At 67.6% G+C, this 16,100-nt stretch carries 13 protein-coding genes; 4 read left to right on the forward strand and 9 right to left on the reverse strand.

What is annotated here, in order from left to right; genetic code table 11:
* Window positions 1-154: 154 nt before the first annotated feature.
* The 7 genes from ATO4_RS02835 to urtA all read right to left on the reverse strand — a co-directional run bounded on the left by ATO4_RS02835 (window position 155) and on the right by urtA (window position 6,743).
* Window positions 155-499: a zinc ribbon domain-containing protein gene (locus tag ATO4_RS02835; RefSeq protein WP_083589906.1), complete on the reverse strand. Its 345-nt coding sequence runs from the start codon at window positions 497-499 to the stop codon at window positions 155-157.
* 4 nt (window positions 500-503) lie between these two features.
* On the reverse strand, window positions 504-1,733 hold the full coding sequence (gene fmdA, locus ATO4_RS02840) for a formamidase (protein ID WP_083589907.1): 1,230 nt from the start codon (window positions 1,731-1,733) through the stop codon (window positions 504-506).
* 91 nt (window positions 1,734-1,824) lie between these two features.
* Window positions 1,825-2,514: an urea ABC transporter ATP-binding subunit UrtE gene (urtE, locus tag ATO4_RS02845; protein ID WP_083589908.1), complete on the reverse strand. Its 690-nt coding sequence runs from the start codon at window positions 2,512-2,514 to the stop codon at window positions 1,825-1,827.
* A gap of 11 nt (window positions 2,515-2,525) precedes the next feature.
* The gene (gene urtD / locus ATO4_RS02850) at window positions 2,526-3,272 is read right to left on the reverse strand and encodes an urea ABC transporter ATP-binding protein UrtD (protein ID WP_083589909.1); all 747 of its coding nucleotides are present in this window, start codon (window positions 3,270-3,272) and stop codon (window positions 2,526-2,528) included.
* Between the two features lie 11 nt (window positions 3,273-3,283).
* Window positions 3,284-4,420, reverse strand: a complete 1,137-nt coding sequence (gene urtC, locus ATO4_RS02855) for an urea ABC transporter permease subunit UrtC (protein ID WP_083589910.1) — start codon at window positions 4,418-4,420, stop codon at window positions 3,284-3,286.
* A gap of 9 nt (window positions 4,421-4,429) precedes the next feature.
* A complete protein-coding gene (gene urtB, locus ATO4_RS02860; RefSeq protein ID WP_083589911.1) occupies window positions 4,430-5,356 on the reverse strand; it encodes an urea ABC transporter permease subunit UrtB in 927 nt (308 codons plus the stop codon).
* Between the two features lie 115 nt (window positions 5,357-5,471).
* A complete protein-coding gene (urtA, locus tag ATO4_RS02865; protein WP_083589912.1) occupies window positions 5,472-6,743 on the reverse strand; it encodes an urea ABC transporter substrate-binding protein in 1,272 nt (423 codons plus the stop codon).
* 338 nt (window positions 6,744-7,081) lie between these two features.
* Here urtA and ATO4_RS02870 point away from each other — a divergent pair, with 338 nt between their 5' ends.
* Both ATO4_RS02870 and ATO4_RS02875 read left to right on the forward strand, forming a co-directional pair.
* The gene (locus tag ATO4_RS02870) at window positions 7,082-10,426 is read left to right on the forward strand and encodes an ATP-binding protein (protein ID WP_083590166.1); all 3,345 of its coding nucleotides are present in this window, start codon (window positions 7,082-7,084) and stop codon (window positions 10,424-10,426) included.
* Window positions 10,416-11,300, forward strand: a complete 885-nt coding sequence (locus ATO4_RS02875) for a DNA-binding response regulator (protein WP_083589913.1) — start codon at window positions 10,416-10,418, stop codon at window positions 11,298-11,300. The genes ATO4_RS02870 and ATO4_RS02875 overlap by 11 nt, the downstream gene beginning before the upstream one ends.
* A 118-nt stretch (window positions 11,301-11,418) precedes the next feature.
* On the opposite strand, the gene oiaX is transcribed toward ATO4_RS02875, so the two are convergent.
* Complete coding sequence (gene oiaX / locus ATO4_RS02880) at window positions 11,419-12,672, reverse strand: 3-oxo-isoapionate-4-phosphate decarboxylase OiaX (protein ID WP_280940474.1); 1,254 nt, start codon at window positions 12,670-12,672, stop codon at window positions 11,419-11,421.
* Window positions 12,673-12,777: 105 nt separating this feature from the next.
* Between oiaX and ATO4_RS02885 the strand changes: the two genes are divergently transcribed.
* Both ATO4_RS02885 and nanR read left to right on the forward strand, forming a co-directional pair.
* A complete protein-coding gene (locus ATO4_RS02885) occupies window positions 12,778-13,800 on the forward strand; it encodes a Gfo/Idh/MocA family oxidoreductase (RefSeq protein WP_083589915.1) in 1,023 nt (340 codons plus the stop codon).
* 117 nt (window positions 13,801-13,917) lie between these two features.
* Window positions 13,918-14,673, forward strand: coding sequence for a transcriptional regulator NanR (gene nanR / locus ATO4_RS02890; RefSeq protein WP_083589916.1), 756 nt, complete (start codon window positions 13,918-13,920; stop codon window positions 14,671-14,673).
* Between the two features lie 11 nt (window positions 14,674-14,684).
* On the opposite strand, the gene ATO4_RS02895 is transcribed toward nanR, so the two are convergent.
* Window positions 14,685-16,052, reverse strand: coding sequence for a four-carbon acid sugar kinase family protein (locus ATO4_RS02895; protein ID WP_083589917.1), 1,368 nt, complete (start codon window positions 16,050-16,052; stop codon window positions 14,685-14,687).
* Between the last annotated feature and the right edge of the window lie 48 nt (window positions 16,053-16,100).

The following is a 16,100-nucleotide window of genomic DNA, read 5'->3' on the forward strand; positions in this document are numbered from 1 at the left end:
CGCAAGCCGGACATGGGCATCGTCGCCGCCCCCGCAGAGGACGCCGGGCGAGCAGGCGCAATGAGCCTGGCCGGTGAGCCTACCCGGCGAGCCTGCCAGGAGAGCAATGGTGGGCCTGGGCGGGCGGCTTTGGCCGTCGCCCTCCAGTCCGCGTTCAGTGGCTGATCATCCAGGGCCGTTTGCCGGGGAATGACTTCGCCGCCCCGGCAGCGGTGGCCGCCGCCGCCTTCGGCCGCGACGGCGCGCAGCAGCCGCAGCCCGCGCCATGGCCGCCGCCATGCCCCTGCGAGGCGAGCTTGGGCGCGTTGGCGCTGCGCTCGTTGGTGGCGAAGGCCGAGCGCCGGCCGGCATCCATTGTCGCAAGCCGCGGCGCGGTGAGGATCACCCGCCGGGCGCTGTCGCCGCATTGCGGGCACGCACACGGGTCCGCCGCCTGCGCCATCGGGCGCAGGCTCGTGAAGGTGCCGCAATCGGCACAGGCATAGTCGTAGAAGGGCATGGCCTCAGAGATCCTCGGCGATCGGCATGTCGACCGAGCCGTCGAGGAACTTCGTCGGCCCGTCGGCGCCCGGCATGATGTCGAACTCGAAGACGTCGGTCGGCAGCCACAGCGTGGCACAGGCATTCGGCACGTCGACGACGCCGGAGATGTGGCCCTGCACCGGGGCGGTGCCGAGGATCGAATAGGCCTGGGCGCCGGAATAGCCGAACTTCTTCAGATACTCGATGGCGTTGAGGCAGGCCTGGCGGTAGGCGACATGCACGTCGAGGAAGTGCTGCTTGCCGGCCTCGTCGACCGAGATGCCCTCGAAGATCAGGTAGTCGTCGTATTTCGGCGCGATGGGGGAGGGCCGGAAGATCGGGTTCTTGATGCCGTATTTCGCCATGCCGTCCTTGATCAGCGACACCTTGATGTGCAGCCAGCCGGCCATCTCGATGGCGCCGCAGAAGGTGATCTCGCCGTCGCCTTGCGAAAAATGCAGATCGCCCATGGAGAGGCCGGCACCGTCCACATAGACCGGGAAATAGACCTTCGAGCCGCGCGACAGGTCCTTGATGTCGCAATTGCCGCCATGTTCGCGCGGCGGCACGGTGCGCGCGCCCTCGGCCGCGGCCTTCATCTTCTCCTCGCCCTTCAGCTTGCCCATGTGGGCCGACTGGGTGTTGGGCAGGGCGGCCAGCGTCGGCACGCGCTCGGGATCGGTGTCGAACAGCGCCTTCTCGCGGGTGTTCCAGGCGTCCAGCATCTTGCGGTCCGGCAGGCAGCCGATCAGGCCGGGATGGATCAGGCCGGCATAGCGCACGCCCGGCACGTGGCGCGATTTCGTGAACATGCCCTCGAAGTCCCAGATCGACTTCTGCGCCGAGGGGAAATGCTGGTCGAGGAAGCCGCCGCCGTTCTTCAGGGAGAAGAAGCCGTTGAAGCCCCAGAGGCTCTCCTCGAAGGCGCCGATGTCGAGAATGTCGACCACCAGGAGATCGCCGGGCTCGGCGCCCTTCACCCCGATCGGGCCGGACAGATAGTGGACCTGTTCGAGTTCGACGTCGCGCACGTCCGCAGCCGAATCGTCGTTCTTGATCTGGCCGCCGGTCCAGTCGTGGGTCTCGACCTTGAAATCGTCGCCGGGATTGACCCAGCAGGCCATCGGGATGTCGGGGTGCCAGCGATTGTGGACCATCTCGTTGGCGTGGGGGGACTGCGAGAGGTCGACCTTGATCAGCGTATCGGTCATGCCGTTTCACTCCTTCGGCTGGGCTTCCTGGATGGGGTGTCGAGCCTTTGTCGTTCCGTTCGGCTCGTTGATTGGCCGGGCTGAGGAGGGCTCAGACCGACAGGAATTTCGCCACCGTCGCCTCGTCGACATTGGCGATCGGCTCGTCATGGACGAGATCGCCGTTCTCGAGGACGAGAACCCGGTCGGCGATGTCGAGGGCGAAGGACAGGACCTGTTCGGAGACGACGATGGACAGGCCCTTCTCGTCGCGGATCTTCTTCAGGGTCCGGGCCATGTCGCGGATGATCGAGGGCTGGATGCCCTCGGTCGGCTCGTCGAGAAGCAGCACCTTCGGCCGCGCGGCGAGAGCCCGGGCGACCGCGAGCTGCTGCTGCTGGCCGCCGGAGAGATTGCCGCCGCGGCGCTTCTTCATCTCGAGCAGCACCGGGAAGAGCTCGTAGATGTCGGCGGGCACCTGCGTTTCGCCGGTGACGGTGAGCCCGGTCTCGATGTTCTCGCGCACCGTCATGGTCGAGAAGATCATGCGGCCCTGCGGCACGTAGCCGACGCCGCCCTTGACCCGCTCGTGGCTTTTGGCGCCGGTGATGTCGGCGCCGTCGACGGTGACGCGGCCCGACTTCGTCGGCACCAGCCCCATCAGCGACTTCATCAGCGTCGTCTTGCCCATGCCGTTGCGGCCCATGATGGCGACGATCTCGCCGGGAGCGACGGTGAAGTTCAGCCCGTGCAGGACCTCGCTCGAGCCATAGGCGACGTGGAGGCCGGAAACGTTCAGCATGGCGCTTGTCCTCAATGACCGAGATAGACTTCGACGACCTTCGGATCGGCCTTGACGTGGGCCATCGAGCCTTCCGAAATCACCCGGCCCTGGTGGAGCACGGTGACCTTGTGGGCGATGTCCTCGACGAACTTCATGTCGTGCTCGATGACGATGACCGAGCGACCCTCGATGATCCGGTGGAGGAGCTCGGCGGTCTTGATGCGCTCGGAGACGCTCATGCCGGCGACGGGCTCGTCGAGCATCAGGAGCTCGGGATCCTGGATCAGGAGCATGCCGATCTCCAGCCACTGCTTCTGGCCGTGGCTGAGATATTCGGCCCGCTCGTCCAGATGATCGGCGAGGAAGATCATCTCGGCGATCTCGGCCACCCGCTCGCGCACCTCGCGGTCGCGCTTGAAGGCCAGCGCGCCGAAGACGCTGCGGCCACGGGGAAAGGATATCTCCAGATTCTCGAAGACGCTCAGATCCTCGTAGATCGACGGGTTCTGGAATTTCCGTCCCACCCCGGCATGGACGATCTGGTGTTCCTTCATCTCGGTCAGTTCCTTGCCGCGGAACCGGATCGATCCGGAGGTGGCTCTCGTCTTGCCGCAGATGAGGTCGAGGGCGGTGGTCTTGCCGGCGCCGTTCGGCCCGATGATCACCCGGATCTCGCCGGGATCGACGTAGAAGGAGAGGTCGTCCACCGCCTTGAACCCGTCGAAGGAGACGGTCAGGGCCTCGACGGCGAGGAGAAATTCGGTCGGTGCGGTCATGGCTTGTGTCCTCACTCGGCGATCGGGGCCGGGGCCTCGGCGGGCGTGGGCCGGCGCTCGCCCAGCTTGGCCACGAGGCGCAGCAAAAGGGGCTCGACATGGGATTTGTAGAGACCGGCGAGACCGTTCGGGAACGCCATGACGACGGCGATGAACAGGCCGCCCATGGCGAACAGCCAGAGCTCGGGAAAGCTCTCGGAGAAGGTCGTCTTGCCGAAATTGACCAGCAGCGTGCCGTAGACCGCGCCGATCAGCGACAGCCGGCCGCCGACGGCGCAGTAGATGACCATTTCGATGGATGGCACGATGCCGACGAAGGTCGGCGACATGAAGCCGACCTGGAGGGTGAACATCGCCCCGCCGATGCCGGAGATCGCCGCCGCGAAGCAGAAGACGAAGACCTTGTAGGCGGCGACGTCGTAGCCGGAGAAGCGGACCCGGTCCTCCTTGTCGCGCAGGGCGACGAGGATGCGCCCGAGCTTGGAGGAGCGCACGAACATCGACAGGCCGATGACGCCGAGGAGGAGGGCGGCGTTGACGAAATAGAGGATCGTCTTGGCGCTATCGGTGCGGATGTCCCAGCCATTGAGGGTTCTAAGGTCGGTGATGCCGTTGACGCCGCCGGTATAGCCCTGCTGGCCGATGATGAGGATGGTCAGGATCGCGGCGATCGCCTGGGTGATGATGGCGAAATAGACGCCGCCGACGCGGCGCGTGAACATCGCGAAGCCGATGACGAAGGCGAGGATGGCCGGCACCGCGACGACGGCGAGAAGGGTGAAGGCGAAGGAATGGAACGGCTCCCAGAAGGCCGGCAGCGCGGTGATCTGGTTCCAGTCCATGAAGTCCGGGATGCCGGGCGTCGACTGGATGCTGGTGGCTTCCGGCGTCGAGGCCTCGAGCTTCAGGAACATCGCCATGCAGTAGCCGCCGAGGCCGAAGAAGATGCCCTGGCCGAGGGAGAGGATGCCGGCCGAGCCCCAGCACAGGACGAGGCCGACGGCGACGAAGGCGTAGGTGAGATACTTGCCGACCATGTTCAGCCGGAAGGCGTCGGTGATCGCCGGCAGCACCACAAGGATGACCGCGGCGAGGAGGACGAAGCCGATCAGCTCGGTCTTCTTCGGGGAGTTGAGAAAGGCTGTCATGACGGCTCCTCAGCGGCGGACTTTGAGGACGAAGAGGCCCTGCGGGCGCAGCATCAGGATGCCGACCACGGTCAGGAGCGTGAGCACCTTGGCCATCGAGCCGGAGAGGAAGAACTCCATCGTCGACTGGGCCTGGGAGATGGTGAATGCGGAGGCGACCGTGCCGATCAGGCTGGTCGCGCCGCCGAAGACGACGACGAGGAAGGTGTCGACGATGTAGAGCTGGCCGGAGCTCGGGCCGGTCGAGCCGATCATGGTGAAGGCCGAGCCGGCGATGCCGGCGATGCCGCAGCCGAGCCCGAAGGTGAGGCGGTCGACCCGTTCCGTGTCGATGCCGACGGCGCCGGCCATCGGCCGGTTCTGCACCACGGCGCGCACCTGCGCCCCGAAGCGCGAGCGGAACATGATCAGATAGACGGCGAGCGTGATCGCGAGGGTGATGGCCATGACGATCAGGCCGTTGATCGGGATCTCGATGATGTCGGTGAGGGGCAGCGAACCCATCATCCAGTCGGGCAGCGTCACGCCCACCTCTCTGGCGCCGAAGATCGTCCGGTAGGTCTGCTGCAGGATCAGCGACAGACCCCAGGTGGCGAGCAGCGTGTCGAGCGGGCGTCTGTAGAGGAACCGGATCATGCCCATCTCGACCAGCATGCCGAGCGCGCCGGCGGCGAAGAAGGCGAGCACCATGGCGACGAAGAAGGAGACCGGCATCAGGCCCGGCACGACGGCCTCGACGAGGTTGGTCGTCAGATACGTCACATAGGCGCCGAGGATCATGAACTCGCCATGGGCCATGTTGATCACGCCCATCTGGCCGAAGATGATCGCAAGGCCGAGCGCCATCAGCACGAAGACCGAAAACAGCACCAGGCCGGCAAAGCCCTGCATGGCGAAGATCGATCCGAGCTCGCTCCAGGAATAATCCGCGAACATGTCGGGCTCCGAAACTGGGGATGAAGGGGGGACGGGAAAGCCGGGGAGGGGACGCTTCGCCCCCCGCCCGATGCCCGGCCGCCGGCGGAGACCGCGGCGGCCGGATCGCCGAAGCTTATTGATAGCCCTCGGGGAACGGGTTCGGCTCGACGAGATCCTTGGTCTCGTAGACCACTTCGTACTGGCCGTCGGTCTGAGCGTGGCCGATGCGGGTCTTCGACCAGAGGTGATGGTTCTCGTGGATCTTCACGTAGCCTTCGGGCGCCGTGGTCAGCTCGATGCCGGGCGAGGCCTCGCGCACCTTGTCGATGTCGAACGAGCCGGCCTTCTCGACCGCCGCCTTCCACAGCCACGGGCCCTCATAGGCGGCCTGGGTGACGTCGCCGATGACGCTGTCCTCGCCATATTTCGCCTTGAAGGCCGCGACGAACTTCTCGTTGTTCTCGTTCTTCAGGCTCTCGAAATACTTCATCGCCGCATAGGCGCCGACGATGTTCTCGCCGCCGATGCCGCGGATCTCGTCCTCGGTGACCGAGATGGTGAGAAGCAGCGGCTTCTCCTTGGTCATGTCGATGCCGGCGGCCTTCAGCTGCTTGTAGAAGGCGACGTTCGAGCCGCCGACGATGATCGCATAGATCACGTCGGGCTTCTTCAGCTTGATCTTGTTGATCACCGAGTTGAACCCGGTGGAGCCGAGCGGGAAGTAGTCCTCGCCGACGACCTTGCTGCCGAGGTGGTCCTCGATGTGCTTGCGGGCGATCTTGTTCGAGGTGCGCGGCCAGATGTAGTCGGAGCCGAGCAGATAGAAGCTCTTGGCGCCCTTTTCCTTGCTCACCCAGTCGAGGCCGGCGATGATCTGCTGGGTCGCCTCCTGACCGGTGTAGATGACGTTCGGCGACTGCTCGAGGCCCTCGTAGAAGGTCGGGTAGTAGAGCATGCCGTTATACTGCTCGAACACCGGCAGCACCGCCTTGCGCGAGGCCGAGGTCCAGCAACCGAAGACCGCCGCGACCTTGTCCTCGACGAGGAGCTTCTTGGCCTTCTCGGCGAAGGTCGGCCAGTCCGAGGCGCCGTCCTCCTGGATGAACTCGATCTTGCGGCCGAGGACGCCGCCCATCTCGTTGATCTGGTCGATGGCGAGCTTCTCGGCCTCCACCGAGCCGGTCTCGGAAATCGCCATCGTGCCGGTGACGGAGTGGAGGATGCCGACCTTCACGGTCTCGTCGGTGACGGCGAGACCGGTGGTGTTGACCTCGCTGGTCGGCGGCGTCTGGGCGAAGCCGAGCTTCGGGGCCGCGGCGAGGCCGAAAGCGAGAGCGGCTGCGCCGATCATCAGTTTGCGACGCAGCATGGAGCGCGGGGCCGCGCCCTTCTTGTCGGTGTGCATGGGAAACCCCCTGTCGAATTGGAGTGCCGGGACGGCTGCCGGCCGAGCGACGCCCGGCGATTGACAGGAGCGAGCATGGGGGCGGATGCTGCAGGGCAACAATACGTCAAAATGCGTATGTTCCCGCGGCGGGATTGCGGCGACACTCGCGTCAACGCAGCTACCCGCGCGTCGGTGGCTGCGGCGGCTGCGCGGGTGCGGGATCGCTGGATCTCCGGGTTTTCCGGCGGCGTCGACACGGATGTCATCAGGTAGGGGTCGTTGACGGAAGCTTGCGGTTCACCGATTTCGCCGAGGTCGTATCCTGCCAGCGCCACGCCGGTGCGGGAGAGGCGATCGTGACCGCGCCGCAGCGCATCCTGCGGGTCAGGCGCAACTACAACCAATGGGTCGCCGACGAGACGCTGGAGGACTTCGCGCTGCGCTTCACCGCCAAGCGCGCCAGGCGGTTCACCCCGTTCCAGATCGCCTCGACCGCGCTGGGCGGCATCTCCTTCCTGGCGCTGGAGGCGATCGGCGGGTCGCTCGTCCTCGGCGTCGGCTTCACCAACATGGCGGCGGCGCTGCTCGTCACCGGGCTCCTGATCTTCGGCGCGGCGCTGCCGATCTGCTTCAACGCCGCGAAATACGGCGTCGACATCGACCTCCTGACCCGCGGCGCCGGCTTCGGCTATCTCGGCTCGACGGTCACCTCGCTGATCTATGCCTGCTTCACCTTCATTTTCCTCGCCATCGAGGCGGCGATCATGGCGATGGCGCTGAAGATGCTGTTCGGTCTGCCGCTGTGGATCGGCTACATCGTCTCGGCCGTCGCCGTCATTCCGATCGTCACCCTCGGCATCGGGCTGATCAGCCGCTTCCAGAGCTGGACGCAGCCCCTGTGGCTGACCCTGAACTTCCTGCCCTTCGTCGTCCTCGGCTGGCGGGGCGAGCTGCCGCTGGAGGAATGGACGAGCCATGTCGGCAGCCGGGGCGACGGCGGGTTCGACCTCGTCCTCTTCGGCGGAGCCTCGGCGATCCTCTTCGCCCTGATGGCGCAGATCGGCGAGCAGGTGGATTATCTGCGCTTCCTGCCGCGGCGCCGAAAGGGCCATCACGCCGGCTGGTGGGCAGCGCTCATCGCCGGCGGCCCCGGCTGGATCCTCGTCGGCGCGGTCAAGATCCTCGCCGGCTCGCTGCTCGCGGTGCTCCTCATCGGCGCGGGCTTCTCGGCCTTCGACGCCCATCAGCCGACGGTGATGTACGATGCGCTGTACGAGCGGTTGTTCGGCAATCCGGGCGTCGCGGTGGCCGTCATGGGGCTGTTCGTCGTCGTCGCCCAGACCAAGATCAACGTCACCAATGCCTATGCCGGCTCGATCGCCTGGTCGAACTTCTTCTCGCGCCTCACCCACAGCCATCCCGGCCGGGTGGTCTGGCTGGTGTTCAACGTCGCCATCGCCGTCCTCCTGATGGAAATGGGCATCCTCCAGGCGCTGGAGCAGATCCTCGGGCTCTACGCGATCCTGGCGGTCTCCTGGGTGTCGCCGCTGGTCGCCGATCTCGTCGTCAACAAGCCGCTCGGGCTGTCGCCCCGCCACATCGAGTTCAAGCGCGCCCATCTCTACGACATCAATCCCGTCGGCTTCGGCGCGATGGGAGCGGGCATCCTCGTCGGCGTCGTCCTGCACACCGGCCTTCTCGGCACGGTGCCGGCGGCGCTGGCCGTCTATGCGGCGCTGGTGACGGCCTTCCTGGCCTCGCCGCTCATCGCCGTCCTGACCGGCGGGCGGTTCTACATCGCCCGGCATCCGCGGCAGGACTGGGCAGGGCTCGAGACCATCGCCTGCGCGATCTGCGAGCACGAGTTCGAGCCCGAGGACATGGCCTTCTGCCCGGCCTATTCGGGGCCGATCTGCTCGCTCTGCTGCTCCCTGGACGCGCGCTGCCACGATCTCTGCAAGACCGGCAGCCGGGTGCGCGAGCAGATCGTCGGCGGCCTGCGCCACACGGTCTCGGAGCGCCTCGCCGGCTTCGTCGATTCGCCGCAGGGGCACTATCTGGCGATCTTCTCGATCCTGATCGGGCTGAGCGCCGCGGCACTGTCCGTCATCCACTTCCAGACCAGGCTGTCGCCCAGCGCCGACCCCGGCACCTCGGCCCTCGTTCTGGTCCAGGTGTTCGTCGTCCTCGTGATCCTGATCGGCATCGCCTCCTGGCTGCTCGTCCTCGCCCATGAGAGCCGCCGGGTGGCGCAGGAGGAATCCTCCCGCCAGACCCTGCTTCTGACCCAGGAGATCGAGGCCCATCAGGCGACCGACGCCGAGCTGCAGATGGCCAAGGAGAAGGCCGAGGCGGCAAGCCTTGCCAAGACGCGCTTCGTCGTCGGCATGAGCCACGAGCTGCGCACGCCGCTCAACTCGATCCTCGGATTCGCCCAGATCCTCGAGGACGACCCGACGATGAACGACAAGCGGCGCGAAGGGCTGCGGGTCATCCGCCGCTCGGGCGAGCACCTGGCCGGCCTGATCGACGGCCTCCTCGACATTTCCCGCATCGAGGCCGGCAAGATCGAGATCTACAGCGACGTCTTCGCCTTCGACCAGCTGCTCAACCAGATCGTCGAGATGTTCCGCCTGCAGGCCGGCAATGCCGGGCTCGACTTCGTCTACGAGGCGGAGGGCCTGTTGCCGTCCCATGTGCGCGGCGACGAGAAGCGGGTGCGGCAGATCCTGATCAACCTGCTTTCGAATGCGATCAAGTACACCGGCGAGGGCTTCGTGCGGTTCCGGGTGCGCTACCGCAACCAGATCGCCACGTTCTCGGTGGCGGATTCCGGACCCGGCATCTCGGCGAACAACCTGACGCGCATCTTCGAGCCGTTCGAGCGCCTCGACGTGCGCAGCGCTGCGCCCGGCATGGGCCTCGGCCTGACCATCACCAAGCTCTTCGCCGAGATCCTCGGCGGCGACATCCAGGTCGAGAGCGAGGTCGGGCGGGGATCGACCTTCCACGTCCGGCTGATGCTCGGCTCGGTCAGCGAGGACAAGGTGGCCGAAGAAGTCAGCCGGCGCATCGTCGGCTACGAGGGCCGACGGCTGACCATCCTGTCCGCCGACGACGAGCCGCTGCACCGCCAGCTGATCGAGGAGATCCTGACGCCGCTCGGCTTCAAGGTGCTGACGGCCGATGGCGGCGAGACATGCCTGCGCATGCTGGAACTGTGCGAGCCGGACCTCTGCCTGCTCGACATCAACATGCCGGGGGTGGACGGCTGGGACGTCGCCCGCATCGTGCGGGGGCGCTCGCCGGGCGTCCCGATCCTGATGCTGTCGGCCAGCGCCCGGCCACCGTCGCGCGACCGCCACCTCTATGACGACTGGGTCGGCAAGCCGCTGTCGATCGCCGCGCTCCTCGACGTCATCGCAAGGGCGCTGTCGCTGCGCTGGCGGTTCGAGGGCACGGGGCGCGAGGCGCCCCGGCCGCTCGGCCTTGCGAGCCCCGGCCTGTCGCCAACCGAGCGCGACGAACTTGTGACGCTTCTGGACATCGGTTATGTGAGGGGGATCCATGCAAAGCTCAGTGAAATCGCGGCGGAACGACCGGACGTCGATCCCGTCGTCGAGCGGCTTCGCGAGCATCTCCGGCGCTTCGATTTCGACGCGTGTCTGCGCGATCTCGAAAGGGCCGACGATGGAGCCTGAGCGCCCGGACGGCCGGCTCGTGGTCCTGGCGGTGGAGGATTCCCCCGAGGCTGCCGCCTTCATCGTCGCCGCGCTCGAGGCCGAGGGCATGACCGTCCTCGTCGCGACGGACAGCGCCCGGGCCCTGTCGATCATCGAGCGGGTGACGCCGGACGTCATCCTGATGGACGCGATGATGCCGGGAACCGACGGCTTCGAGACCTCCCGGCGGATCAAGGCCAGCGGCAATTTCGCCGACATCCCGATCATCTTCATGACCGGCCTCAGCGAGACCGAGCACATCGTGCGGGCTTTTGCCGTGGGAGGCGTCGACTACGTCACCAAGCCGATCCGGCCGGAGGAACTCGTCGCCAGGATCGGCGTCCACAGCCAGAACGCCCGGATGAGCCGCAGCGCCAGGCTGGCGCTGGAGACCACCGGCCGCTACCTCTTTGCCACCGACGGGGCGGGCGAACTCCTCTGGGCGACGCGCCAGGCGCGCCAGCTGCTGGCGGAGGAGGCGGGCGCCCGCGAGGCGGCGCTGGCGATCCCGGCGGGGCGCCTGCGCATCGGGGCGACGCTGCCTTTGTCGAAGGACCTCTCCCTGACGGTGGTCGGCCGGCTCGGCTCGAAGGAGTTCCTGCTGCGGATCACCCGCGACGGCATGGCCGACGACATCGAGACGCTGCAGCGCCAGCTGCAGATCACCGCGCGCGAGGCGGAGGTCCTGCTCTGGCTGGCCCGCGGCAAGCCCAACCGCGACATCGCCGAGATCCTGAAGCTCAGCCCGCGCACGGTGAACAAGCATCTGGAAGTCGTCTTCCGCAAGCTCGGCGTCGAGAACCGCGCCGCTGCAACCGCGATCGCCGTGCGCCAGCTTTCCGACAACGAGTGAGGGGCCGGCCCCGGCGCGGGGCGCGGCCTGGCCATCGCAGCGTCGGCGATCCAGCACCGGCCGTCCAGAACCGGCGGTCCAGCACCGGATCGGGCTGCGAGGCGCCGGCGACGCTTCGTCAGCCGGCGCCCCATTTGGCGAGGGATGCGGCCAGCTCCGGATGGTCCCTGGCCTTGGCCGCAAGGCTCTCGCCGGCTTCGGCGGCCTGCCAGGCCTGGCGGATCGCCCGGACGCCGGCAGCCGGCCCCATCGGATGGCCGTGGATGCCGCCGCCGCCGAGATACATCAGGTCGAGTGTGCGGCCGGTGCGCTCGTAGGTCTCGACCGCCTGGCCGCCCCACTGGCCCGAGCAGACGACGGGGAGCGGCCGGTCGGCATCGGAAAAGATCGGCGTCATCACGTCGTGGAAGGATTTCACGAAGCTCTCGTCCGGCTCCCAGTATTTGGCCCTGATGCCGTTGATCTGGAACTGGTCGACGCCGAGCAGCCGCCAGATCTTCTGATAGGCGCGAAACTCCATGCCGAGGCCGGGATGGCGGGTCAGGATGTCCCAGCCGTTGCGATGGGCATGCAGGCAGAGCGCCGAGCGCTTCCTCAGGAAGCTCATGCCGCCATGGCCGATGGAGTTGATGTTGACGACGGCGGCGTTGCCGCCCGCCGCGACCACTCGGTCATGGTTGCGCATCATCACGTCCGGATCGGCCGAGGAGATGCCGAAGGCGTACATCACGCGCTTGCCGGTCTTCTGCTCGTGATCGCGGATCACCGGCATGATGGCCGCGACGCGGCTGTCCAGCGGCGAATAGCCGGGGCTCATCAGCTTCTCGTCGTCCTTGATGAAGTCGACGCCGGCCTCGCAGAGCGTCTTGACCACCGCGGCCGTCTCCTGCGGCAGGAGCCCCAGCGAGGGCTTGATGATCGAGGCGATCATCGGACCCTTGGCGACGCCCATCAGCTTGCGCGAGCCGGCGATGCCGAATTGCGGGCCCGGATGGCAGGCGAAGGCTTCCGGCAGCTCGATGTCCATCACCCGGATGCCGGAGAGGCCGCGGGCGGCGTAGACGCCGCCGATGGCGATCGTCATCAGGGCGGCGATGTCGGTGCCGACGGCTTCGAGCGGATAGGAGATGACGGCGTCGGCCCGCCGGACGGGACCCGTCGCGCCCGGCTGCGGGATCGAGGGCGTCGCGATGTCCGGCAGCGGCTCCACCGCCTCGACCCTTGCCGCGCAGCGGGCCTTCACCGCCGCCGTCTCGCCTGCCAGCTCGGTGAAGGTGCCGGTCGACTGATCGGAGGCGATCTTCTGCGCCATCGCTTGCGGATCGCCGGCGGTCTCGATGCGGTAGGTCACCCTGATGCTGTCTCGGCTCACCGGCGCGTCTCCGTGATTTGTCATCTGCTGGCTGTGATGCTCATCATACCTGTTGACACAATGCCGGGGGTCCGTCATCCCGACAAGGACGAAAAGGAGCGGTCCATGCCCAAAGGTGCCCTGATCGGTTGCGGTTTCTTCGCCCAGAACCAGCTCCACGCCTGGGGCGAGATCGCCGGTGCCGAGATCGTCGCCCTCTGCGACCGCGACGAGCGCCGGCTGAGCGAGACCGCGGCGCGCTTCGGGATCGCCCGGACCTATCGCGACGCCGGCGAGATGCTGGCCGCCGAGGCGGTCGACTTCGTCGACATCGCCACCACCGCCCCCAGCCATCGCCCGCTGGTCGAGATGGCGGCCCGGGCGGGGCGACACGTCATCTGCCAGAAGCCCTTCGCCGAGACCATTGAGGACGCAAGGGCGATGGTCGCCGCCGTCGAGGCCGCCGGCCGCGTCCTGATGGTGCACGAGAACTTCCGCTGGCAGTCGGCGATCCGCCGGGCGATCGAGACGGTGCGCGGCGGCGCGATCGGCGAACCCTTCTTCGGCCGCATCAGCTTTCGCTCCGGCTACGACGTCTATGCTGGCCAGCCCTATCTCGCCGAGGGGCAGCGCTTCATCATCGAAGATCTCGGCATCCACATCCTCGACATCGCCCGCGCCTTCTTCGGCGACGTGGACCGGCTCTCCGCGACGACGCGGCGGGTCAATCCGCAGATCCGCGGCGAGGATGTCGCGACGATGCTGCTTGCCCATGCCGGCGGCGTGACCAGCGTCGTCGACTGTTCCTATGCGACCCGGCGCGAGCCGGAGACCTTCCCGCAGACGCTGGTCGAGATCGACGGCACCGACGGCACGCTGCGCCTCGACGCCGGCTATCGCCTGACCGTCCAGAGCGGCGGGCGAGAGACCATCTTGGACGTCTCGCCGCCGCTGCTCGCCTGGGCGGAGCGTCCGTGGCACAACATCCAGGAGAGCGTGAAGACCATCCAGCAGCACTTCGTCGACTGCCTCGCCGAGGGACGGCAGCCGGAAACCTCCGGCGCCGACAATCTGAAGACCCTGGCGCTGGTCGAGGCGGCCTACCGGTCGGCGGAGACCGGCCGGACGGTGGAGATCGCCGCGATATGAACGACGCGTCGCTCGAGCCCTGCCGCAACCGCGCGCCGTGCTCGACGGGGAGCGGAGCCGGGCAGACGCGGGTGCCGGGCGAAGCGCGCGGGCGAGGCGGCAGGGCGGGGATGAGGCATGACGCTGCGAATTGACACCGACGAGGACGGCGACCGGATCGTCCGGCGCAAGCTGTCGGACCAGGTGCTGGACAGGCTGCGCGAGATGATCCGCTCGCGCGAGTTGAAGCCCGGCGACGCGCTGCCGTCCGAACGCGCGCTGATGGAGCGCTTCGGGGTCGGCCGGCCGGCGGTGCGCGAGGCGCTGCAGTCGCTGCACAATTCCGGGCTGATCACCATCACCCATGGCGAGCGCAGCCGGGTCAACGCGATCACCGCCGGGACGGTGCTCGACCAGAGCGACCAGATCGCCCGGCTGCTGCTGGATTCCGTCCCCTCCAACCTCGAGCATCTCAAGCAGGCGCGGCAGATGTTCGAGCTCGGCATCGTCGGCGTTGCCGCCGACAAGGCCAGCGAGGCCGACGTCGCCGCGCTGCGCGATCTCGCGGCACACCAGCGGGCGCTGCTCGGCGGCGATCCGGTTCCCTTCATCAAGGCCGACATGGCGTTTCACGCGCGCATCGCGGAGATCGTCGGCAATCCGATCATCGCGGCGGTGTCGGTGGCGATGCTGCGATGGCTGTTCGAGTACCACGACGCGCTCTTGCACTGGTCGAACAACGAGGAAATCACCCTCACCGAGCACGACCGCATCGTCGATCTGATCGCGGCTCATGACCGGGAAGGGGCGACCATGATGATGCGCGACCATCTGGACCGAGCCACCAGCCTCTACGCCTTCAACGACGAGGCGGCGAACCGCCCCGCCCGGTGACGGATGCCGCGTCAGGACCGGGCCCCGCCGCCATCCCTGATCCAGCCGAAGAAGTCCTCCGAGCCCATCTGCCCGCCCTTCAGCGCGATCTGCAGGCCGTCGTGCCGGCTCTCGCCATGGGCGCTGCAGAGTGCCGCGCCGGGAATGGTCGGGGCGAGCGCCGTCAGCGCATCGAGGCCGAGCTGGCGCATGCCGTGACCCGACGTGTCGCCGCCGGAGATCACCGCGCGGCGAAGCCCGGTCCGCTCCAGCACCACCGAGAGGATCCGGCCGAGCGCCTCGCCGATCCGCTGGTTCGCCGTCTCCATGGAGATGCCCGAACGCGACACGGCGGATCTGAAGGCGGTGACGGCGTCGCCCTCGCCGATGGCCGAATGGACGAGGGGGCTCTTGCCACTCCCGGCGGCCTCGCAGGCAGCCTCGGCGGCGAGGGCTTCTTCCGCCGCGAGATCAGCCGCGCCGCCGCAGACGGCGGCGGCATCGAAGCCGATCAGTTCGAAGCCGTTGGCGCCGGCCCAGCGCAGCTGCGCCGCCGTCGTCGGCGAGACCGAGCCGGAGATGGCGGCGATCCGGTCGACCCGGCCGGCGCTTCCGGGTGCGGCGGCGGCGGCGAGCCTGTCCGTGGCCTGCCAGTGCCGTACCAGCGCGTATTCGACGCCCTGGCTGCCGACGACGAAGGAAAGCCTGTCGCGGTTCTCCCAGATCAGCCGGCCCGCCGCCGCCTCGCTCCTCTCCTCCATCATGTCGAGGGACAGGATTTTCGCGCCCGCCGCGAGAGCCTCGTTAAGGCGCTGTTGCGGGCCGGACCAGAGCGCCTCGAGGTCGATCAGCGCCGACGGCAGGTCCGACTGGGCGGAAAGGTGCCTCAGGAGATCCGCCTCGTCCATCGGCGTCACCGGATGATGCGCCATCACCGGATGGCGATCGAGCCGGAAAACGCCGTCGAGGCTGCCGGCGAAGAGGTGGCCGAAGGCCTGCCAGCGGCGCATCTGCGGCGCGGCGACGATCATCGGAACGGCGTCTGCCTTGCGGATGCCGAGTCCGATCTCGATCGCCTTGCCGATCGAGCCGACATCCGGCGCCGAATCGAAGGTCGAGCAGACCTTGTAGTGGAGAAGCGGCGCGCCGAGGCCGTCCAGAAAGCGCAGCGGTGCTGCCAGATGCTCCGCCATCCAGGCCGGCGAGTGGCTGCGGGCCGTGGAGGCGATGCCGATCGCCCGGCAGCCGGCGAAGCGTCTCAGGAGCTCCGCGTCCGGGATCCGTGTGAACAGGACGCTCGGAACGCCGGCGAAAGCCAGCACCTCCATCACCGCGGCCGACCCGGTGAAATCGTCGCCGAACCAGGTGATCCAGGGCGCCGCCGCGTCGTCCTCGTTCATCGCGATCTCCGCTGTTCTCGCCGATCGGCGCAATTGACTTTCGAGCCC

This window comes from Aurantimonas sp. 22II-16-19i, assembly GCF_002088275.1.
In the GTDB taxonomy this organism is placed as follows: Bacteria; Pseudomonadota; Alphaproteobacteria; order Rhizobiales; family Rhizobiaceae; genus Jiella.